Source organism: Streptomyces sp. NPDC034084 (genome assembly GCF_055575535.1).
In genome coordinates this window covers 156,707-176,386 of the sequence record NZ_JBVISK010000003.1, presented here as the reverse complement: position 1 = coordinate 176,386, position 19,680 = coordinate 156,707, and the positions used below count along the sequence as shown (strand labels likewise).

General features: G+C 73.1%; 17 protein-coding genes and 1 pseudogene. 11 read left to right on the top strand and 7 right to left on the bottom strand.

The annotated features are described in order from the left end of the window. Nucleotides 1-5: 5 nt before the first annotated feature. The 3 genes from ACZ51I_RS11820 to ACZ51I_RS11810 all read left to right on the top strand — a co-directional run bounded on the left by ACZ51I_RS11820 (nucleotide 6) and on the right by ACZ51I_RS11810 (nucleotide 1,942). Complete coding sequence (locus ACZ51I_RS11820) at nucleotides 6-485, top strand: Lrp/AsnC family transcriptional regulator (RefSeq protein WP_468874223.1); 480 nt, start codon at nucleotides 6-8, stop codon at nucleotides 483-485. 99 nt (nucleotides 486-584) lie between these two features. Further along, nucleotides 585-980, top strand: coding sequence for a TOBE domain-containing protein (locus tag ACZ51I_RS11815; protein WP_468874221.1), 396 nt, complete (start codon nucleotides 585-587; stop codon nucleotides 978-980). 344 nt (nucleotides 981-1,324) lie between these two features. Then, nucleotides 1,325-1,942, top strand: a complete 618-nt coding sequence (locus ACZ51I_RS11810) for a DinB family protein (protein ID WP_468874219.1) — start codon at nucleotides 1,325-1,327, stop codon at nucleotides 1,940-1,942. Nucleotides 1,943-1,948: 6 nt separating this feature from the next. On the opposite strand, the gene ACZ51I_RS11805 is transcribed toward ACZ51I_RS11810, so the two are convergent. Beyond that, complete coding sequence (locus tag ACZ51I_RS11805; protein WP_468874216.1) at nucleotides 1,949-4,009, bottom strand: SpoIIE family protein phosphatase; 2,061 nt, start codon at nucleotides 4,007-4,009, stop codon at nucleotides 1,949-1,951. A gap of 240 nt (nucleotides 4,010-4,249) precedes the next feature. Here ACZ51I_RS11805 and ACZ51I_RS11800 point away from each other — a divergent pair. After that, nucleotides 4,250-4,369, top strand: a pseudogene (locus ACZ51I_RS11800) (GNAT family N-acetyltransferase); the annotation flags it as partial. Between the two features lie 184 nt (nucleotides 4,370-4,553). Here the strand turns inward: ACZ51I_RS11800 and ACZ51I_RS11795 are convergent. Together ACZ51I_RS11795 and ACZ51I_RS11790 are read right to left on the bottom strand one after the other, a co-directional pair. Further along, entirely contained in the window at nucleotides 4,554-4,949 is a 396-nt protein-coding gene (locus tag ACZ51I_RS11795; protein ID WP_468874214.1) for an STAS domain-containing protein, read from the bottom strand. Between the two features lie 367 nt (nucleotides 4,950-5,316). After that, entirely contained in the window at nucleotides 5,317-6,729 is a 1,413-nt protein-coding gene (locus ACZ51I_RS11790; RefSeq protein ID WP_468874212.1) for an aminopeptidase P family protein, read from the bottom strand. A gap of 159 nt (nucleotides 6,730-6,888) precedes the next feature. Between ACZ51I_RS11790 and ACZ51I_RS11785 the strand changes: the two genes are divergently transcribed. Next, nucleotides 6,889-7,887, top strand: a complete 999-nt coding sequence (locus ACZ51I_RS11785) for a LuxR family transcriptional regulator (protein WP_468874210.1) — start codon at nucleotides 6,889-6,891, stop codon at nucleotides 7,885-7,887. A gap of 73 nt (nucleotides 7,888-7,960) precedes the next feature. On the opposite strand, the gene ACZ51I_RS11780 is transcribed toward ACZ51I_RS11785, so the two are convergent. Both ACZ51I_RS11780 and ACZ51I_RS11775 read right to left on the bottom strand, forming a co-directional pair. Then, nucleotides 7,961-9,973, bottom strand: a complete 2,013-nt coding sequence (locus ACZ51I_RS11780; protein ID WP_468874208.1) for a prolyl oligopeptidase family serine peptidase — start codon at nucleotides 9,971-9,973, stop codon at nucleotides 7,961-7,963. Nucleotides 9,974-10,004: 31 nt separating this feature from the next. After that, on the bottom strand, nucleotides 10,005-10,553 hold the full coding sequence (locus ACZ51I_RS11775) for a nitrobindin family protein (protein ID WP_468874206.1): 549 nt from the start codon (nucleotides 10,551-10,553) through the stop codon (nucleotides 10,005-10,007). Nucleotides 10,554-10,963: 410 nt separating this feature from the next. On the opposite strand from ACZ51I_RS11775, the gene ACZ51I_RS11770 reads away from it, so the two are divergent. The 5 genes from ACZ51I_RS11770 (at nucleotide 10,964) to ACZ51I_RS11750 (ending at nucleotide 16,081) form a co-directional block, all read left to right on the top strand. Continuing rightward, nucleotides 10,964-11,824, top strand: a complete 861-nt coding sequence (locus ACZ51I_RS11770; protein ID WP_468874203.1) for an ABC transporter permease — start codon at nucleotides 10,964-10,966, stop codon at nucleotides 11,822-11,824. Next, nucleotides 11,797-12,531, top strand: a complete 735-nt coding sequence (locus ACZ51I_RS11765) for an ABC transporter ATP-binding protein (protein WP_468874200.1) — start codon at nucleotides 11,797-11,799, stop codon at nucleotides 12,529-12,531. Before ACZ51I_RS11770 ends, ACZ51I_RS11765 begins: the two co-directional genes overlap by 28 nt. A gap of 4 nt (nucleotides 12,532-12,535) precedes the next feature. Then, complete coding sequence (locus ACZ51I_RS11760; RefSeq protein WP_468874198.1) at nucleotides 12,536-13,597, top strand: ABC transporter substrate-binding protein; 1,062 nt, start codon at nucleotides 12,536-12,538, stop codon at nucleotides 13,595-13,597. Further along, a complete protein-coding gene (locus ACZ51I_RS11755) occupies nucleotides 13,597-14,808 on the top strand; it encodes an LLM class flavin-dependent oxidoreductase (protein ID WP_468874195.1) in 1,212 nt (403 codons plus the stop codon). Before ACZ51I_RS11760 ends, ACZ51I_RS11755 begins: the two co-directional genes overlap by 1 nt. Before the next feature lie 172 nt (nucleotides 14,809-14,980). Beyond that, nucleotides 14,981-16,081 (top strand): NAD(P)-binding domain-containing protein, encoded by a 1,101-nt coding sequence (locus ACZ51I_RS11750; RefSeq protein WP_468874193.1) that lies wholly within the window; start codon nucleotides 14,981-14,983, stop codon nucleotides 16,079-16,081. Nucleotides 16,082-16,090: 9 nt separating this feature from the next. On the opposite strand, the gene mltG is transcribed toward ACZ51I_RS11750, so the two are convergent. After that, nucleotides 16,091-16,987, bottom strand: a complete 897-nt coding sequence (gene mltG, locus ACZ51I_RS11745; RefSeq protein WP_468874190.1) for an endolytic transglycosylase MltG — start codon at nucleotides 16,985-16,987, stop codon at nucleotides 16,091-16,093. Nucleotides 16,988-17,275: 288 nt separating this feature from the next. Next, nucleotides 17,276-19,120 carry an ABC transporter ATP-binding protein gene (locus ACZ51I_RS11740; protein WP_468875606.1) on the bottom strand — a complete coding sequence of 615 codons (1,845 nt, stop codon included), beginning with the start codon at nucleotides 19,118-19,120 and terminating at the stop codon, nucleotides 17,276-17,278. A gap of 87 nt (nucleotides 19,121-19,207) precedes the next feature. Here ACZ51I_RS11740 and ACZ51I_RS11735 point away from each other — a divergent pair, with 87 nt between their 5' ends. After that, the gene (locus tag ACZ51I_RS11735; RefSeq protein WP_468874187.1) at nucleotides 19,208-19,669 is read left to right on the top strand and encodes a MarR family winged helix-turn-helix transcriptional regulator; all 462 of its coding nucleotides are present in this window, start codon (nucleotides 19,208-19,210) and stop codon (nucleotides 19,667-19,669) included. Nucleotides 19,670-19,680 lie beyond the last annotated feature (11 nt).

Genomic DNA, 19,680 nt, shown 5'->3' with positions numbered 1-19,680 from the left:
GAAGCATGGCGGTGGACGAACTCGACACACGGATCCTGCGGCTGCTGATCGAGCGGCCGAGGACCAGCGTGCGCGAGTACGCGCGGATCCTGGGGGTGGCGCGGGGCACCGTGCAGGCGAGGATCGACCGCCTGGAGCGGGACGGGGTGATCACCGCGACGGGTCCGGTCCTCTCCCCCGCCGCCCTCGGGCACCCGGTGCTCGCCTTCGTGCACGTCGAGGTGACCCAGGGGCATCTGAACGAGGTGGGCGACGCGCTCGCGGGCGTGCCGGAGATCGTGGAGGCCTTCTCCATCACCGGCGGCGGGGATCTCCTCACCCGGGTGGTGGCCCGGGACGCCGGACATCTGGAGGACGTCATCCAGCGGCTCATCCAGCTGCCCGGCGTGGTCCGCACCCGGACCGAGATCGCCCTGCGCGAGCGGGTGGCGCACCGGTTGCTGCCGCTGGTCGAGGCGGTCGGGCGACGTTCGGGGACGGCCTGAGCCCACCGCCCCAGGACTTACCCTTGGGGAGTTCGCACATGCCAGGGCATGAGGATGGTTTGCTTGCAGGTGAGAGCCTCTGCGGCCTAACGTGGCGGCATGCAGTCCTACACCATCGGTCAGGCGGCCCGTCTGCTCGGCGTCAGCCCCGACACGGCGCGTCGCTGGGCCGACGCCGGCCGGGTCACCACCCATCGCGACGAGAACGGCCGGCGCCTCATCGACGGCCGGGACCTGGCCGCCTTCTCCATCGAGGTCGGGCAGGCCGCCCACGGGGACGACGACGAACCGTACACCTCCGCCCGCAACGCCTTCCCCGGCATCGTGACCGCCGTCAAGCTCGGTGACGTCGCCGCCCAGGTCGAGATCCAGGCGGGTCCGCACCGGCTCGTCTCGCTGCTCACCCGCGAGGCGGTGGAGGAGCTGGGCCTGGAGGTCGGCATGCGGGCCACCGCCCGCGTGAAGTCGACCAGCGTCCACATCGACCGGACCTGAGACGACCGGGCCTGGATCGACCGGGCCTGGATCGACCGGGCCTGGATCGACCGGGCCTGGATCGACCGGGCCTGAGCCGACCGGGCCTGAGCCGACCGACCGGGTTCGACCGGCCACGAGTCGACCGACCCATGACGCCCGGCCGGGTTCCACCGGCCCCGAGCCGACCGGACCTGAACCTGCCGACCGGACCTCAGCCGCTCCACGGGTTCACACCGCCCCGCGGGTCGCGGCCGCCCGTAGCGGTCGCCAACAGCCAGGACCCGCAGGGTTATTCACGCGCGCCGGGCAGGCTCCTGTGGCAGGGTACGACCGCCCTGTCCCCGTGTGATCCGGAGCGTCCCATGCCCCTGCCCGAGCGGCTCGTCCCCCTTCTCGCCCAGTTCGACTTCGCGCGGGGACGGCTCATGGACCGGATGGCGGGACCGGTGGTGGACAGCGGCAACGGGACGGACGTCGAGGTCGGTCCGATGACCGACGCCGAGTACCTGTGGGAGCCGGTACCCGCCTGCTGGTCCGTACGCCGCCACACCGACGGACCGGGGCCGGGCGCGACCCTCCTGGTGGGCGCCGGCGAGTGGGGACGGGACACGACTCCTCCGCCGCACCCCGCGCCGCCGCCCTTCACGACGATCGCCTGGCGGCTGAGCCACCTCTCCGAGCTGCTCGCTCTCCGCGCCGACCACACGAACGGCAGCCGCAGCCTCACCCGCGACGACTTCCGCGCCTGCGGGGACGTCGCCACCGCCCTTCCCACGTTCGACGCGGCCGCGGCCGCCTGGCGCGGGGCTCTGCTCTCCGTCGACGACAAGGCGCTCGACACGGTGGGCCTCTGCACGTACCCGCACGGCGGTGACGTGGACGAACCGTTCCTGGAGATCGTCTGGTGGGTGAACCAGGAGCTCCTGCACCACGGCGCGGAGATCGCCATCCTCCGCGACCTGTACAGGCACCGCCGGTAGAGGAACTCAGCGGGTCGTGCGGGCGAGGAGCATCGCCACGTCGTCCTGGGCCGATCCGGCGAGAAGCCGCCCGAGGACCTCGTCGCACAGCGTGTCCAGCGGCCGGTCGAGGGGTCGCAGCGCCTCGGCGAGCTGCCTCATGCCCTGGTCCAGGTCCCGGTGGCGGGCCTCGATGAGGCCGTCCGTGTAGAGGACGAGGAGCCCGCCCCCGGGCAAGGCGACCTCCTCCGTGCCGAAGTCATGGGCTCCGGTGCCCAGCGGCGTCCCGGGCGGTCCGTCGAGGAAGGTGATGGTGCCGTCGGGGTGGGCGACGGCCGGCGGCGGATGCCCCGCGCGGGCGATGACCCAGCCGCCGGTGGCCGGGTCGTGGACCGCGTAGACGCAGGTCGCCATCTCGTCCTCGCCGAGGTCGGCCACGACGGCGTCCAGGGAGCTGAGCATGCGGTCCGGAGCGATGTCGTGGCGGGCCAGGGTACGTACGGCGGTGCGGAGTTGGCCCATGACGGCCGCCGCGTGGATGCCGTGGCCCATGACGTCGCCGATGACGAGTCCCGTCCTGCCGCCGGGCAGCGCGATGACGTCGAACCAGTCGCCGCCGACGTCGTGGGAACTCGCGGGAAGGTAGCGGCCGGTGAGTTCGAGGCCGGTGACGTCGGGGAGGGCGTTGTTGGTGAGGCTGCGCTGGAGGGTGAGGGCGGCCTCGCGCTGCGTGGTGTAGAGGCGGGCGTTGTCGATGTTGAGGGCGGCGCGGGCGACGACCTCGTCGATGAGGACGCAGTCCTGCGCGTCGAAGGGCTCGCGGGTCCGCAGCCGGGTCACCGTGACCGCCCCGAGCACCTGCCCCCGGGCCACCAGCGGGACGAGCCGGGCCGAGCCGATGCGGGTGGCGAAGTAGGTGCGGAGCGCTTCGGTGCGGGGGTCGGTGAAGAGCTTCGGGATGTCGGACGTGTAGAGGTTCGTGGGCCGTCCGTGGACGACCACCTGCTCGTACACGGAGTCGAGGGGGAGCTGGAAGGTCTGGCCCGGGGCGAGCAGGGCCGTGGGGGCGGTCGGGTCGGGGAACTGTGCCGCGAGCCGCCGCAGCACGCCCCGGGTGGAGGCGGCCGGATCGTCGGGTTCGAGTACGGACTCCAGCATCTGTACGTCGGCCGAGTCGGCGAGCTGGGGCACGAGGAAGCGGACGGCCTCCTCGGCCGTCTGCTTCAGGTCCAGGGTGGTGCCGATCCGGGCGCCCGCCTCGGCGAGCAGGGCGAAACGGTGACGGGCGCGCTCGACCTCGATGTGCGCCTCCTGGCTCTCCGTGATGTCGACGAGGGAGGCGATGATCCCGAGCGGTCGCCGCTCGGCGCGGTCGACGAGCGGGGCGTACGAGCAGGACCAGATGTGGTCCCGGTCGGGGTCTGCGGGCGTACGGCCGACCCTGCGGGCGTCCACCACGGCCGTACCGCTCTCGAGGACCTGCCGCATCAGGGATTCGAGCGAGGCGGCGTTGACGCCGGGCACGACCTCGGTGAGCCGGCGGCCCACGTGCCGTGCGGCCGGCACGCCGTTCATGGCGGCGAGCGCGTCGTTGACGCGGAGGAAGCGGAGATCGGGGCCGAGCAGGGCGAGCCCGATGGGTGACTGGGTGAAGAGGCTCTCCATCGCCGCCAGGTTCTCCCGCATCCGCAGGACCTCGGAGGTCTCCACCGCGATGAGCATCGCCCCCGGACGCCCCTCCGGGTCGGCGGCCGGGACGATCCACATCTCCATGGCGACCGTGTGGCCGTCGCGGTGGCGGACGGGCAGCGTGCCGACCATGGTCTCGCCCGCCTGCACGCGGTCGGTGAGCCGGTCGGCGAGTTCCCGGTTCGCGTCGGGGACGAGCAGCGGGGTCGCGAGCCTCCCGAGGACGTGTTCGGGCCGGTGACCGAGGAGGTCCTGCGCGGCGAGCGACCATTCGACGATGTGGCCCTCGGCGTCCTCCCGCCAGAGGGCGATCGGCAGCAGCTCGCGGAGCACGCCCGCGTCCCCGACGGCCGCCCGCGGCGGCTGCGGAACCCTGCTCGACGACTGATGAGTCTCCAACGCATCGCCCTACGCATCGGCCCGGCCCCAGGGGGCGCAATCCCTACCGAATCACCCTAGCCGAGGAGCCGACGGCGGGCGCTGCGCAGTGCGGCCGTTCGGCACCGCCCGGGGCCCTCGCCCGCCGGATTCCGCGGTTCTGCGGATGTGCGGGCGGCGCACGGTGTACGGAGGGTGGCGGCGGGCCTGCCGGGGCCGAGGAGAGGCCCTGCGGCAGGCGCCGGCTCCGGACAGCCGGGCAAGCGCAACGGCTTCGTCCGTGAGGGCGTGCTGCGCTCGTCGGCCCGGGTGCTGGGCGAGTTCCTCGACGAGGTGGTGCTCGGTCTCCACGCCCACGAGTGGAAGCCCGGCCGCCCCTGAAGATCGGTCGCCCCTGAGACGCTCCGCCCTCGCCCCGCCGAAGGGCTCGGGTGAGCCCCGCCTCCAGGAGCCGCTCGCACTGGGGGTACACCTGCGCGTGCGGCATGGACCAGAACGGGGCCCCCGTCCGGGCGGCCCCCACCCCCACCTCGTACGGAGTGGCCTCGCCCCGTTCGTGTGCCCGTCACCCCGGGCCCGGACGGGAACGGACCTCGGGGGCGGTCGGAGCGGGCTGGTCCCCGGAGTCCGGTGGGCCGGGCTCCGGGCGGAGGACCTCGGTCAGCGCGGTCATCCGGATGAGCCGCAGGATCCACGGCTGGTCGCAGAAGAGCCGCCAGGGCGCACCGCGCCGGCTCACGCGGCCTGCGCAGTGGGCGAGGAGCCCGAGTCCGGTGGCGTCGCAGAAGGTGAGGCGCCGGATGTCGACGGTCAGGGCCTCGGCCTCCCGGGTGAGGGCGTCGAGCTCGGGCCGCAGGTGCCGCACCAGGACGAGGTCGAGCTCGCCACGGAGGGCGGCGACCGTGTGGCCGCCGGTCGAGCGGACGTCGAGGTACGGGTCATGACGGGGGATCAGCTGCATCGGACGCTCCACAGGGTGGCTCCATGTGTCACGTCGAGCGTGGCCGCACCGCTGCGGGGAGGGACGTTTCGCCTCGACCGCTATCACCTGAATCGGTGAACATCCGGCCGCCCTTCTCTCGTTCGCGCACGCGTGACCCGGATCTGTGTGCGGAGCGGTAGCCCCTGCGCGCGCGTGCCGCCAGGCCGTGGCGGGGCGCGAGCGGCCACGGGGAGCCCCGAGGCCCGCGCCGTCTCACGGTCGAGGCGGACCTCGACCGGATCCTTCCGGACGTCGAGCACGCGATGGCGGCCCGTGGTTCCCGGAACGACGAGGGGCCGACCGCACACCCGCGTGCGGTCGGCACCTCGTGCGGCGGTGCGGGTGCTCAGCCCGCGTAGCGGGCCATCCAGGCCTCGACCTCGGCCGAGGAGCGCGGGAGACCGGCCGACAGGTTCTCGTGGCCCTCCTCGGTGACGACCAGGTCGTCCTCGATCCGGACGCCGATGCCGCGCCATTCCTCGGGCACGGTCAGGTCGTCCGGCTGGAAGTACAGGCCGGGCTCGACCGTGAGCACCATGCCCGGTGCGAGGACGCCGTCGACGTACTCCTCCGTGCGGGCCTGCGCGCAGTCGTGAACGTCCAGGCCGAGCATGTGACCGGTGCCGGCCATGGTGAAGCGGCGCTGGAGGCCGAGCTCGTACGCGCGGTCGACGGGGCCCTCGATGAAGCCCCACTCGACGAGGCGCGCCGTCAGGTGGCGCTGGGACGCCTCGTGGAAGTCGCGGTACGGAGCGCCCGGCTTCACCGCGGCCATGCCCGCCTCCTGGGCCTCGTACACCGCGTCGTACACCTGGCGCTGGACCGGGGTGAACGTGCCGCTGATGGGGAGGGTGCGGGTGACGTCGGCGGTGTACAGGGAGTGCGTCTCCACGCCGGCGTCGAGGAGGAGCAGTTCGCCGGGGCGCACCGGGCCGTCGTTGCCCGTCCAGTGCATGATCGTGGCGTGGTCGCCGGCGGCGCAGATGGAGCCGTAGCCGACGTGGTTGCCCTCAAGGCGGGCCCGGCGGAAGAAGGTGCCCTCGATCCACCGCTCGGACGAGGCGATCGCGCGGGAGAGTTCGGCGACGCAGTCGGTGAAGCCGCGCACGGTGGAGTCCACCGCCTTGCGCATCTCGCCGAGCTCCCATTCGTCCTTGACGAGGCGGAGGTCGCTGAGCGCGCCCTCCAGTTCGGCGTCGCGCTCCTCGTCGGTGGTGACGGCCGCTTCGAGGGCCGGGTCGATGCCCCGGACGATCCGGGTCGGCAGGCCGGAGCCGGCCGCCAGGTCCTCGGTGAGGGTGCGGACGTCGCGGCAGGGCAGTCCGAGGACGGTCTCGGCCTCGGCGAGGGAGCGGCGGCGGCCCATCCACAGCTCGGCCGTGTAGCCGATCCAGAACTCGTCGTCGTCCCGGCTGTCGCGGGGCAGCTGGTAGCAGTAGGCGTCGTGGCCGCCGTCGGCGCGGGGTTCGAGGACGAGCGCGCCGTCACGGGCCTGGTCGCCGGTCATGTGGACATAGCCGGAGTACGGGCGGAACGGGTAGGTGTCGTCGTTGGAGCGGTACTTGAGGTTGCCCGAAGGGACGATCAGGCGCTCGCCGGGGAAGAGCGCGGAGAGCGCGTCGCGGCGGCGGGCCGCGTACGGGGCCTGCTCGGCCGGTTCGAGGTCCTGCCGCTCGGTGTCCGCCCACCCCGTCCTCATCAGAGCGGAAAGCTCCTCGGAGACGCCTCCATAGAGGCCGTTCTTGCGACCCTTCGCCACGTCCTGCACCTTCTTCCGGGTACGTTCTCGGCCGCCGGTCGTCGGCGGCATCCGGACGCTACTCCCCCGCGGGGCCGCCGGGTGCCCGGATCAGCCAGTGGCACGGATCGGCCACACCCGGCCGGTGATAGCGGCCGGAGCGGGTCGATAATGCGGTCCATGACGAACGAGAAGCTCAGTGAGGCGCTCCGGCTCCTCGGGATCGGCGACGAGGCCCGCCGGGTCTACATCCGGCTCCTGGACCTCGGTCCCGCGCCACTGAGCGACATCGGTTCCGCGGCCGGTCTCGACGGTGCGGAGCTGTCGGCGGCGTACGGAGAGCTGGTCGACGCGGGCCTCGCGAGTCCGGCCGCGCAGGGCCCGGACCTGGTGGCCCCGGTGCCTCCCGCCGCGGGCCTGGAGATCCTGGGGCGGCACCGGGCGGCCGAGCTCGACGAGTCGCGGATCACGATCGGGGGCGCCTTCGAGTCGTTCCGGCGGCAGCGGCTCGCCGCGTACAACGACGATCTCGTGGAGGTCGTCACCGGCGACGCCATCGGCCTGCGGAGCCGGCAGGCCTGGGCCAGCGCCCGCGAGCAGATCCGGCAGTTCGACTCCCCTCCGTACACCCCCATCGCGGGCGCCACCGAGGACGCGCTGGCGACACTGGCCCGGGGGGTGACGCAGCGCGTCATCTACTCCCAGGCCTCGCTGGAGCACCCGGACAAGATGCGGACGGTCATCGAGCCGTGCGTCGAGGCCGGAGAGCAGGCCAGGGTGCTGCCGTCGGTGCCGGTCAAGCTCCTGATCATCGACGAGGCGTACGCGCTCGTGTCGCTGTCGATCAGGGAGGCCGACGTGCACAACACGATGCTGGTCGTGCAGCCCTGCGGGCTCCTCTCCGCGCTCGTCGCGCTGTTCGAGCAGACCTGGCAGACCGCCCTGCCGTTCCACGGCCGCACGGGCCGCCCGGCGGGTGTCCTGCCCGCCGGGCTCCTGCCCGCCGACCGCCGGCTGCTGTGGCTGCTCGCGGGCGGCGCGAGCGACGACGTCATCGCCCGGGAGATCGGTGTCAGCCGCCGCACGCTGTTCCGCCGGATCCAGGTCCTCATGGCCCGGCTCGGCGCCACGAGCCGCTTCCAGATGGCGCTGCAGGCGCAGCGCCAGGGGTGGCTCTAGGGGGTGTCTTGTCGATCGGGCCGGATCAGGGAGCCGCGAGCCCGGCATGATCGACGAGACACCCCCGAGGCCCTCAGGTCAGGTGCCGCCGGAGGAAGGTGTAGACGAGGGCGCTGTTGTGGGCGGCCTGTTCGTTGTCCCCTGCGCCCGCGTGGCCGCCGCCGGTGTTCTCGTGGAACAGGACGGGATGTCCGAGTTCCCGCAGCCGCGCCGCCGTCTTGCGCGCGTGGCCGGGGTGGACGCGGTCGTCGCGGGTGGACGTCATGAGGAGCACCGGCGGGTAGGTCCGGTCGGCCGTGAGGCGGTGGTACGGGGAGAGCTCGCGCAGGTGGGCGAGGTCGGTCTCGTCGTCGGGGTCGCCGTACTCGGCGATCCAGGACGCGCCCGCGAGGAGCTTGTGGAAGCGGGTCATGTCGAGCAGCGGGACCTGCGCGACGATCGCGCCGAACAGCTCGGGACAGCGGGTGAGCATCGCGCCCATGAGCAGGCCGCCGTTGCTGCCGCCCTCCGCACCGAGCCGGTCCGGGGTGGTGATGCCCCGGGCGACGAGGTCCTCGGCGACGGCCGCGAAGTCCTCGAAGGCCCGCGGCCGTTGGGCGCCGAGCGCCGCCTGGTGCCAGTCGGGGCCGTACTCGCCGCCGCCGCGGATGTTCGCGATGACGTACGTGCCGCCGCCCTCCAGCCACGCGCGGCCGGTGACGGCGCCGTAGTGGGGGGTCAGGGAGACCTCGAAGCCGCCGTAGCCGTAGAGCAGCGTGGGGCCGGGACCGGTGGTGGCGTGGTCGGGGCCGATGACGAAGTACGGCACGCGGGTGCCGTCCGGTGAGGTCGCGAAGTACTGCTCGACGGTGAGCCCGGCGGTGCCGAAACGGTCCGGGGCCTGCTTGAGGACCTCCGTGTCGCCGCCGATGTGCCCGCGGTGAAGGCTGGAGGGCTGGAGGAAGCCGGACACGTCGAGGAAGTACTCGTCGGAGACGTCCGGGTCGGTGTCCACGACGCCGACGGCGGACAGCGCCGGGACGCCGACGAGCGGGGTGCGCGTCCAGGCGGCGCCGCCGGGGCCCGGGGTGAGGACCTCGATGTGGGCGCTGACGTCCCGCATCGTCTCCAGGATCAGATGGTGCCGGGTCCAGGAGTACCCGGCGAGGGCCGTCCGCTCGTCGGGGGTGAACAGCACCTCGTGGGTGCGGTCGCCCGCGAGGAAGGCGTCGAGGTCGAAGGCGAGGAGGGAGCCGGTGGGCTGCCCGAGCCAGTCGGACTTCAGGGTGACGAGCAGGTGGCGGCGATGGGCCTCGACCAGGGCGTCGTCGGGGACGTCGAGGCGTACGGTCGTGCCGTCGGGCTCCAGGAGGTACGTCTCGCTGCGGAAGAAGTCCAGCGATCGGCCGACGAGGTCCCGCTCGAAGCCGGGGGTGTCGTCGTGGTATCCCCAGGCCGACACGTCGCCGTCCTCGGCCTCGTAGACCAGCTCGGACTCCTCGATCGGCGTGCCGCGCCGCCATCTGCGGACCGTGCGCGGGTAGCCGGACGCGGTCAGTGAGCCCGGCCCGGTGTCCGTGCCGACGAAGACGGTGTCGGCGTCGATCCAGTCGATCTGGGTCTTTGCCTCCGGAACCGTGAAGCCGTCCGCGACGAACTCCCGCGTGGCGAGGTCGAATTCACGGACGACGACGGCGTCCCCGCCGTCCCGTGAAAGGCGCACCAGGGCCCGGTCGTACGCGGGACGGCGCACCTGCGCCCCGTCCCACACCCACTTCTCGTCCTCCGCGGCGGCCAGCGCGTCGACGTCGAGGAGCACCTCCCACTCGGGTTCGTCCTTGCGGTACTGCTCCAGGGTGGTGCGCCGCCACACTCCGCGCACGTGCCGGGCGTCGCGCCAGAAGTTGTAGAGGTACGCGCCGCGCCGCACGGTGTACGGGATGCGGTCCGAGGCGTCGAGCACCTCGCGCAGGCGTGCCTTCAGCGGGGCGAACCCGGCGTCGGCGGCCAGCACGTCCGCCGTCTCGGCGTTCCGCTCGGCCACCCACGCGAGGGCGGCCTCGCCGGAGATCTCTTCCAGCCACAGGTACGGGTCGTCATCGCTCACCCCCGTATTGTGCAGGCCCCGCGAGTTCCGTTCAGCTCCGGTGCTCGCGGTGGAGCCGTACCGCGAGGTGGTGCTGGAGCGGACGGCCGACGGCGGCGAGGTCGTGCGAGAAGTCGAGGGTGTCCTCGCCGGTGAGGGTGTAGCGGCGGCGGGTGGCGTCGACCTGCTTGGCGGTGGGGGTGAGGGCGACCTCGTGGGTGGTGAGGTCCACGGTATTGCCGTCCGCGTGACCGACGGCGATCTCGGCGATGCCGGTGGGCTGGGTGATCAGCGCCTCGACCCGGCCGTCCGGCTGGAGCCGCCACCAGCCGCTCTCCCGGGCGGAGGGCCGCAGCGGGGTGCCGGTCTCGTCGACCAGCCAGGCCCGCGCCTCGTAGTGCAGGAAGGGGCGCCCGTCGTGGCTGAAGGTGACCTCCTGCTCGTACGTGAACTCCTCGGCGAGGGACGGATAACCGCCCCGCCCCCGGCCGGACCAGGTCCCGAGCAGCCCGGCCACCGGGGCGAGCAGCGGATGCGGCGCGGGCGCCTCGTCCGCCCGGAACGCGTCGGGGTAGGGGTGCTGCCGGTCGCGGTCGTTCATGAGGGGCGCTCCTGGGTCGGGACCTGTGCCGTACGGCAGCTTAGGCCGCCGGGTCCGGCGCGCCCCGCCGGGAGAGCCGGAGCGCCGTGGCGGCGAGGCGGCGAGGCGGCGAGGCGGCGAGGCGGCGAGGCGGCGAGGCGGCGAGGCCGAGCGTGCGTCCAGGGGACGAGACGCCGTTGACCCGGCGTGCGTCGGCCGCTACGTTCGCGCCATGTTGCGTACAGCCCTGCTCACCACGCGCGGTCACATCGACCTGCTGCGGGTGGCCTCCGCCGCGTGTCGCCGCGGCCGCTGACGCCCTTTCACCCGCACCACACCTCTCTGACGCCCTGATCGCCGTGCGCGCGTGTCCCTTCCGCGCCCACGGGCGATGACGCGTACCCCCGTCTCCCCCTCCCCCGGAGTCCGTCATGACGGTCGACCATGCCCCACCCTCATCCCTGCCCGACATATCGCCTTTGCCGGACGTCGAACCCCTGACTCCGACAGGAAGGCCCGGTCGCGGCCCGTCCGTTCCGCGCTGGCTGCGCCGGGCCGTCGGCCCGGTCCTCCTGCTCGCCCTCTGGCAGGCGTCCAGTACGGCGGGGGTACTGCCGGCGGACGTGCTGGCCTCACCGGGGACCATCGCCCGGGCCGCCGGCGAGCTGGTCCGGGACGGGACGCTGCCGACCGCGATGGGGGTCTCGCTGCGGCGGGTGGCGGCGGGGCTGCTGCTCGGCGGGGTGGCGGGGCTCGCGCTCGCCCTGGTGTCCGGGCTCTCGCGGCTCGGAGAGGATCTCGTCGACGCTCCCGTGCAGATGCTGCGGACGGTGCCGTGGGTCGGGCTCATCCCGCTGTTCATCATCTGGCTGGGCATCGGGGAGGCGCCCAAGGTGGCGCTGATCGCCCTCGGCGTCGCCTTCCACCTCTATCTCAACGTGTACGCCGGCATCCGGGGCGTCGACGCCCAACTCGTCGAGGCGGGCGAGGCGCTGGGGCTCGGGCGGTGGGGCCTGGTCCGGCACGTCGTCCTGCCGGGTGCGCTGCCCGGGGCGATGACCGGACTGCGCTACTCCCTGGCCACGGCCTGGCTCGCCCTCGTCTTCGGCGAGTCGATCAACGCCGACGCCGGGATCGGCTTCCTCATGAACCAGGCGCGGGAGTTCTTCCGCACGGACGTGATCGTCGTCTGCTTGGTCGTCTACGCCTTCCTCGGCCTGCTCGCCGACGCCCTCGTCCGTACTCTCGAAAGGCTGCTGCTGCAATGGCGACCGACCTTCACGGGGCAGTGACCGTCCAGGGTCTCACCCGCTCCTTCGACGGGCGTCCCGTCGTCGACGGCCTCGATCTGACGCTGCGCACCGGGCAGTTCACCGCGCTGCTCGGGCACAGCGGCTGCGGCAAGTCGACCCTTCTGCGGATCCTCGCGGGGCTCGACCGGGAGATCTCCGGCACGGTCCTCGTGCCGCGCCGCCGCGCGGTCGCCTTCCAGGCGCCACGCCTCATGCCCTGGAAGAAGGTCTGGCGGAACGTGCTGCTCGGGCTGCCGGGGAAGCCGGGCCGGGCGGTGGCGGAGAAGGCACTCGCGGAGGTGGGGCTCGACCACCGCTCGGGCGCCTGGCCGAAGACCCTGTCGGGCGGCGAGGCCCAACGCGCCTCCCTCGCAAGGGCGTTGGTACGGGACCCGGATCTGCTGCTGCTCGACGAGCCGTTCGGCGCGCTGGACGCGCTGACGCGGATCAAGGCCCAGCGGCTCGTGGCCGAGCTGTGGCAGCGGCGCGGCTGCACGGTTCTGCTCGTCACGCACGACGTCGACGAGGCACTGCTGCTCGCGGACCGCGCGCTGGTGATGCGGGACGGCGTGATCGCGTATGACACCGCCGTCGGCCTCGACCGGCCCCGCTCCCCCGGCGATCCCGCGCTCGCCGCCCTCCGTACCCGGCTGCTCGCCGAACTCGGCGTTGCGGACGGCGAGTTCGCCGCACCCGCCACGGCCTGAACCGATGCACCCCCGTCCCCCCGAGGAGACAACCGTGAAGTCCTTCCGCCTGTCCGCCGCGGCGCTGCTCGTGCCGCTCGCCCTGCTCGCCTCCGCCTGCTCCGGCGCCTCCGCCGCCGGCGACGCCTCGAACTCCGACGGCAAGGGCTCCCTCGTCCTGAACGTCGGCGACCAGAAGGGCGGCGCCGAGGCGCTGCTGCGCGCCGCCGGTGAGCTCGACGACCTCCCGTACCGGGTGAAGTGGTCGACGTTCACTTCCGGTCCACCGCTCCTCGAAGCGGTGAACGCCAGAGCCGTCGACTTCGGCTCCGTCGGCAACACCCCGCCCGTCTTCGCGGCCGGCGCCGACTCGAAGATCACCGTGGTCGCCGCGACGCACGGCGACTCCGCGGGCGAGGCGATCCTCGTCCCGAAGGACTCGCCACTGCGCACCGCGCGGGACCTGAAGGGGAAGAGGGTCGCGGTCGCCCAGGGCAGCTCCGCCCACTTCCAGCTGATCACCTCGCTCCGGAGGGCCGGGCTCGGCCTGGACGACGTGCGGGTCAGCCTGTTGCAGCCGGCCGACGCCCTGGCCGCGTTCACCAGCGGCAAGGTCGACGCCTGGGCGGTCTGGGACCCGTACACCTCCCAGGTCCTGCTGGGCGGCAAGGGCCGGGTGCTGACCGACGGCCGCGGCCTCGTCAACGGCCTCGGCTTCCAGGTCGCCGCGCCGTCGGCGCTGGCCGACAAGGAGAAGGCGAAGGCGATCGGCGACTTCGTCGAGCGGCTGCGCCGCGCCCAGGGCTGGGTGTTCGACCATCCCGAGGAGTGGGCGAAGGTCTGGGCGAAGGAGACCGGGCTGCCCTACGAGGTGGCCCTCGCCGCCGTGAAGCGCTCCAACGGGACCCGTATCCCCGTGGCCCTCGACGACGCGGCGATCGCCTCCGAGCAGGAGATCGCCGACACCTTCGCCGCGCTCGGGCTGATCCCCCGCACGTTCCGCTTCGCCGACTACGTCGACACCCGCTTCGACAAGGACCTGCCGCCGTCCACCACCCCGGCGCGCAGCTACGGAAAGGCCTCCTGATGACCGTCCATCTGCACTGGTTCCTGCCGACCGGCGGCGACGGCCGGACCCTCGTCGACCGGCACGCGTACACGGACGGCGGGATCACCCGGGACCGGACCGTGTCCGGGGTCCGCGCCCCCGACATCGACTATCTGGTCCAGATCGCCAAGGCGGCCGAGCAGCTGGGCTTCGAGGCCGTGCTGACCCCGACCGGCACGTGGTGCGAGGACGCCTGGCTGACGACGGTCGCGCTGGCCCAGCACACCGAGCGCCTGAAGTTCCTGGTGGCGTTCCGGCCGGGAGTGATCTCGCCGGTGCTCGCGGCCCAGATGGCGGCCACGTACCAGCGGATCACCCGGGGCCGGCTGCTGCTCAACGTGGTGACCGGCGGCGACTCGGCCGAGCAGCGCCGCTTCGGCGACCATCTCGACCACGACCGGCGGTACGCGCGCACGGCGGAGTTCCTCTCGGTGGTGCGGGGCGTGTGGGGCGGGCGGCCGTTCGACTTCGACGGGGAGCACTTCCGGATCGACGGCGGGCTGACCGCCCTTCCACCGGACCCGCTGCCGGAGATCTTCTTCGGGGGCTCCTCCGCGGCGGCCGGTCCGGTCGCGGCGGAGCACGCGGATGTGTACCTGACGTGGGGTGAGCCTCCGTGGCAGGTGAAGGAGAAGATCGACTGGATCCGGCGGCTCGCGGAGGAGCGCGGCCGGACGGTCCGGTTCGGGATCCGGCTGCACACGATCTCGCGGGACTCGGCGCGCGAGGCCTGGGCGACGGCCGACCGGTTGCTCTCCGATCTCGACGCGGAGACCGTGGCCGCGGCGCAGGAGCTGCTCGGCCGGAGCGAGTCGGTCGGCCAGCAGCGGATGCTGGCGCTGCACGGCGGGGGCTCGCTCGACCGCGACCGGCTGGAGATCTCGCCCAACCTGTGGGCGGGCGTCGGTCTGGTACGGGGCGGGGCGGGGACCGCTCTGGTCGGCAGCCACGCCGATGTGGCGGACCGGATCGAGGAGTACCACGCCCTGGGGGTGGAGCACTTCGTCCTGTCCGGGTACCCGCATCTGGAGGAGGCGTACTGGTTCGGCGAGGGCGTGACGCCCGAGCTCGCGGCGCGCGGGCTGCTGCCGTCGGCCCCGGTCTCCCCGCTGCTCGGCGTCCCGGCGGCGAACGGCCGCCCGGCCTCGGCCCCGGGCGGCGCGCCGCTGCTGGTGCCGGGCGGGCGGTGACCCCTCACGGAGACGCCGCTGGTGCCGGGGGCGGTAGGAGGTCGGCGGCACGAAGTCCGCCGCGCCGCCCCCGGGCTCAGGGGAGAGAGGCGGCCGGGAGCCCGGTCCTGCGGGAGAGGGGCGGGCCCCGAAGCCGGGAAGAAACCTCGCCCCCAGCCCGGTTGGTGGAAGCGTGAACGATTTCGGGCTCGAAGAGGTCAGGTCGGTGGACGTCGTCGTCATCGGCGCCGGACAGGCGGGGCTCTCGGCCGCCTTCCACCTGCGGCGCACCGGTCTGGAGCCGGACCGGGACTTCGTCGTGCTGGACCACGCCCCCGAGCCGGGTGGCGCCTGGCAGTTCCGCTGGCCGTCCCTCACGTACGGCAAGGTCCACGGGATGCACGCGCTGCCCGGCATGGAGCTGACCGGAGCGGATCCCGCCCGGCCCTCCTCGGAGGTGATCGGCGCGTACTTCGACGCGTACGAGCGGACCTTCGACCTGCGGGTCCACCGGCCCGTCGACGTCACGGCCGTCCGGGACGGCGAGGACGGCCGGCTCCGGGTGGAGACCTCGGAGGGGGTGTACGCGACGCGGACCCTGATCAACGCCACCGGCACCTGGGACCGTCCGTTCTGGCCGCGCTACCCCGGCCAGGAGACCTTCCGGGGCCGCCAGCTGCACACCGCCGGATACCCGGGTCCCGAGGAGTTCGCCGGCCGGCGGGTGCTCGTCGTGGGCGGCGGGGCCTCCGGCACCCAGCACCTCATGGAGATCGCGGACGTCGCCGCGGAGACGTTCTGGGTGACCCGGCGCGAGCCCGTCTACCGCGAGGGTCCCTTCGGCGAGGCGGAGGGTCGCGCGGCGGTCGCCCTGGTCGAGGACCGGGTACGGCGCGGGCTGCCGCCGCAGAGCGTCGTCTCGGTCACCGGTCTCCCCCTCAACGACGCGATCCGTGCGGCACGCGCGCGCGGGATCCTGGACCGCCTTCCCATGTTCGACCGGATCACCCCGACCGGGGTTGCCTGGGACGACGGCCGGACCGTCGACGTGGACGTCATCCTGTGGGCGACCGGCTTCCGGCCGGCGATCGACCATCTGGCGCCGCTGCGGCTGCGGGAGCCGGGAGGCGGCATCCGGGTGGAAGGCACCCGCGCGGTACGGGACGAACGCGTCCACCTCGTCGGTTACGGCCCGTCGGCCTCGACGATCGGCGCCAACCGGGCCGGACGCGCCGCCGTCTCCGACATCCGCCGCCTCCTGCGCCGCGAGCGGGTCACCGCGCCGAGCGCGTGACCTGCATGGTCAGGGCTTTCCGGCGCTCCTGTTCGCGTTGAACTCGGCCACGTTCGCCTGGTGGGCGGCGTAGTCGGCGGTGAAGCGGGTGTCCCCGGGGGCCACGGTGACGAAGTAGAGCCAGTCGCCGTCCGCCGGGCGGATCACCGCGTCCACGGCCTGGTCCCCCGGGTTGCCGATGGGCGTCGGAGGCAGGCCCTTGCGCGCGTAGGTGTTGTACGGACTCTCGGACCTGGTGTCCTCGACGCTCGTGTCGACCGTGCTGCGGCCGAGCGCGTAGTTGAGGGTCGAGTCCATCTGGAGCGCCATGCCCCCCGCGAGCCGGTTGTGGACGACGCGGGCCACCTTCGCCATGTCCTCCGGGTTGTCGGCCTCGGCCTGCACGATGCTGGCCGCGATCACCGTCTCGTACACGCTGAGTCCGTGCGCCCGCGCTCCCTCGGCGATCCGACCCGTGCCGTAGCGCTTGCGGGCGGTGTCCACCATGAAGCGCAGGAGCTCTTCCGGGGTGGTGGAGGAGAGCACCGGGTACGTCGCGGGGAAGAGGTAGCCCTCGGGGTTGCCGCCGGCCTCGGCGGGCAGCGGGAGGACGCCGGGGGTGGTCGCGGTCTTCCGCGCGGTCCCGTCGGGCAGGTGGAGGGCCCGGTCGACGGCCGTGTAGATCTGTCCGGCCCGTCGGCCCTCCGGGACGAGCAGGCTGCGGGGCTGTTCGACGGCCGGTTCGTCGCGGATGAGCAGCAGGGGGACGGCGACGCCGACGGCCACGACGAGGACGGCTCCGAGGAGCAGCGCGAGACGGCCGCGCCGGGTGAGTCGGCCGCGGCGGGGAGGCCGGGGCAAGGAGGGGCGGCGCGGACGGAGAGGGCGGCGCGGGGGTGCGTACGGGGACGGCGACCGGTACGTCATGCCCGCACGCTAACCCGGTCCGCGCGGGAATCCGGGGAACCGCGCACGAGGCGGCGCCGCCGGACCCCTGGGACGGGGGGCCGACGGCGCCGGGCACTGCGATCGTCAGACGAGCCATCCCAGGAAGTGGAGGACGCCGGCGAGCAGGTTGGTGATGACGTTCATGGTGGTGCTTCTCCTCGTACAGGTACATCAGTGGGACGTGTGCGGTCGCGGTCTGCAGCCCGTCGCTCGCACTCCGTAATCATCCGATGCCGTAAGGGAGTGGGGCAACGAATCCCGGCACGATCACACGTTCTGGGGAACAACCGCTCCCGCGTTCGCCTGTTCGGTGCGGGCGTCGCGGCGGACCAGCGCCGCGTACCGCCCGTCGCGGGCGAGCAGCTCCTCGTGCGTCCCGCTCTCCGTGATCCGGCCCGCCTCCAGGACGACGATCTGGTCGGCGTCGCGGACGGTGGAGAGCCGGTGGGCGATGGTGAGGGTGGTGCGGCCTGCCGAGAGGGCGTCGATGGCCTGCTGCACGGCGTGCTCGGTCCGGGTGTCGAGGGCGCTGGTGGCCTCGTCGAGGATCAGGACGGGCGGGTCGCGCAGGATGGTGCGGGCGATGGCGAGGCGCTGCTTCTCACCGCCGGAGAACCGGTAGCCGCGCTCGCCGACGAGGGTGTCGTACCCCTCGGGGAGCGAGGCGATGTGCTCGTGGATCTGGGCGGCGCGCGCGGCGGCCTCGATCTCCTCGTCGGTGGCGTCCGGCTTGGCGAAGCGGAGGTTGTCGGCGACGGAGGCGTGGAAGAGGTACGTCTCCTGGGAGACGACGCCGACCGCGCGGGCGAGGGTGTCGAAGTCCAGGTCACGCACGTCGACCCCGTCGAGGGTGACGCGGCCCCCCGTCACGTCGTACAGCCGGGGCACGAGGTAGCTGAGGGTGGACTTGCCGGAGCCTGTGGGGCCGACGACGGCCAGGCTGCCGCCGGCGGGGACCGTCAGGTCGATCCCGTCCAGGGTCGGGCGGGCCTGCCCTTCGGGGTCGTAGTGGAACTCGACCTTCTCGAAGGAGACCTCGCCGCGGATCTCCGTCAGCCGGACCGGCTCGTCGGGTTCGGTGATGTCGACGGGCAGGTCGAGGTACTCGAAGATGCGCTGGAAGAGCGCGAGGGACGTCTGCACCTGCACCCCGGTGGAGAGCAGGCTGACGGCGGGCCGGAAGAGGCCCTGCTGGAGCGAGACGAAGGCGACGAGCGTGCCCAGCGAGATCTCCGCGCCGCCCGAGCCGAGGGCGATGCCGGCGGCCCAGTAGATCAGGGCGGGCATGGCGGCCATGACGATGCCGATGGTGGACATGCGCCACCGTCCGGCCATGGAGGAGCGCACTTCGAGGTCGACGAGGCGCTCGGACTCCTCGGCGAAGGACTTGGTCAGCGAGTCGGCACGGCCCATGGTGCGGCCGAGCAGGATGCCGCTGACCGAGAGGGACTCGGTGACGGTCGCGGCCATGGCGGCCATCTGCTTCTGGCGCTGGGTGGTGATCTTCTTGCGCTCGCGGCCGACGCGCCGGCTGATCCAGACGAAGACCGGCAGCAGGAGCAGCGAGACGAGGGTGAGGCGCCAGTCGAGCGCGAGCATGGCGACGATGGTCGCGACGACGGCGGTGACGTTGGAGACGAGGGAGGTCGCCGTGGAGGTCACGGTGGCCTGCATGCCGCCGATGTCGTTGGCGATGCGGGACTGGACCTCGCCCGTACGCGTGCGCGTGAAGAAGGCGAGGGGCATCCGCTGGAGCTGCTCGTAGACCCCGGTGCGCAGGTCGTGCATGACGCGCTGGCCGACGGTGGTCGAGATGAGGGTCTGGAGCACGCCGAAGACGCTGGTGAGGACGGCGGTGGCGATCATGCCGAGGGCGAGCAGGCTGAGCAGCCCGGTGCGGCCCTGGGGGATCGCGGTGTCCAGGACCTCCCGCAGGAGGAACGGCGAGGCGACCGAGACGAGCGAGGCGGCGCCGACCAGGAGGCCGACGAGAGCGAGGCGCGCGCGGTACGGGTGGAAGAGCCGCAGGATCCGCCGCACCTGAGCAGGCTCCTTGGGCTGCGTGGAGTCGCGGGGCGGAGGCGTCCAGTCGGACTGGTCGTGGGGGCGCATGAGCTCCTTCGAGAGTGGACGATCCATCGGAGCATAGCTCACTGTTACCTATACTCACAATGAACATGGTCCTGATATTGTTCCCGCATGAACACCCCCGACCGTCCGCGCGGGACCGACAGCGACGGGCTCCTCGCCGAGCAGCTGCTGCGGCTCACCCGTCGCCTGCACCGCATCCAGAAGCACCATCTGGAGCCGGTCGGCATCACACCGGCGCAGTCCCGGCTCCTGCGGACGGTCGCGCACTTCGGCGAGCCGCCCCGGATGGCCGACCTGGCGGCCCGCCTGGAGGTCGTCCCGAGGGCCGTGACCAGTCTCGTCGACGGCCTGGAGGCGGGCGACCGGGTGCGCCGGGTGCCCGATCCGAGCAACCGCCGGGTGGTGCGGATCGAGCTCACCGACGCGGGCCGCGCCACGCTGCGCGAGCTGCGCAGCGCGCGCAGGGCCGCCGCGGAGGACATCCTTGCTCCATTGACCGTCGAACAGCGCGAGGTGCTCGAAGGTCTGCTGTCCGCCCTGGTCGACCGCGGCCCGGAGCGCGGCTGCTGACCCCCCGGGCG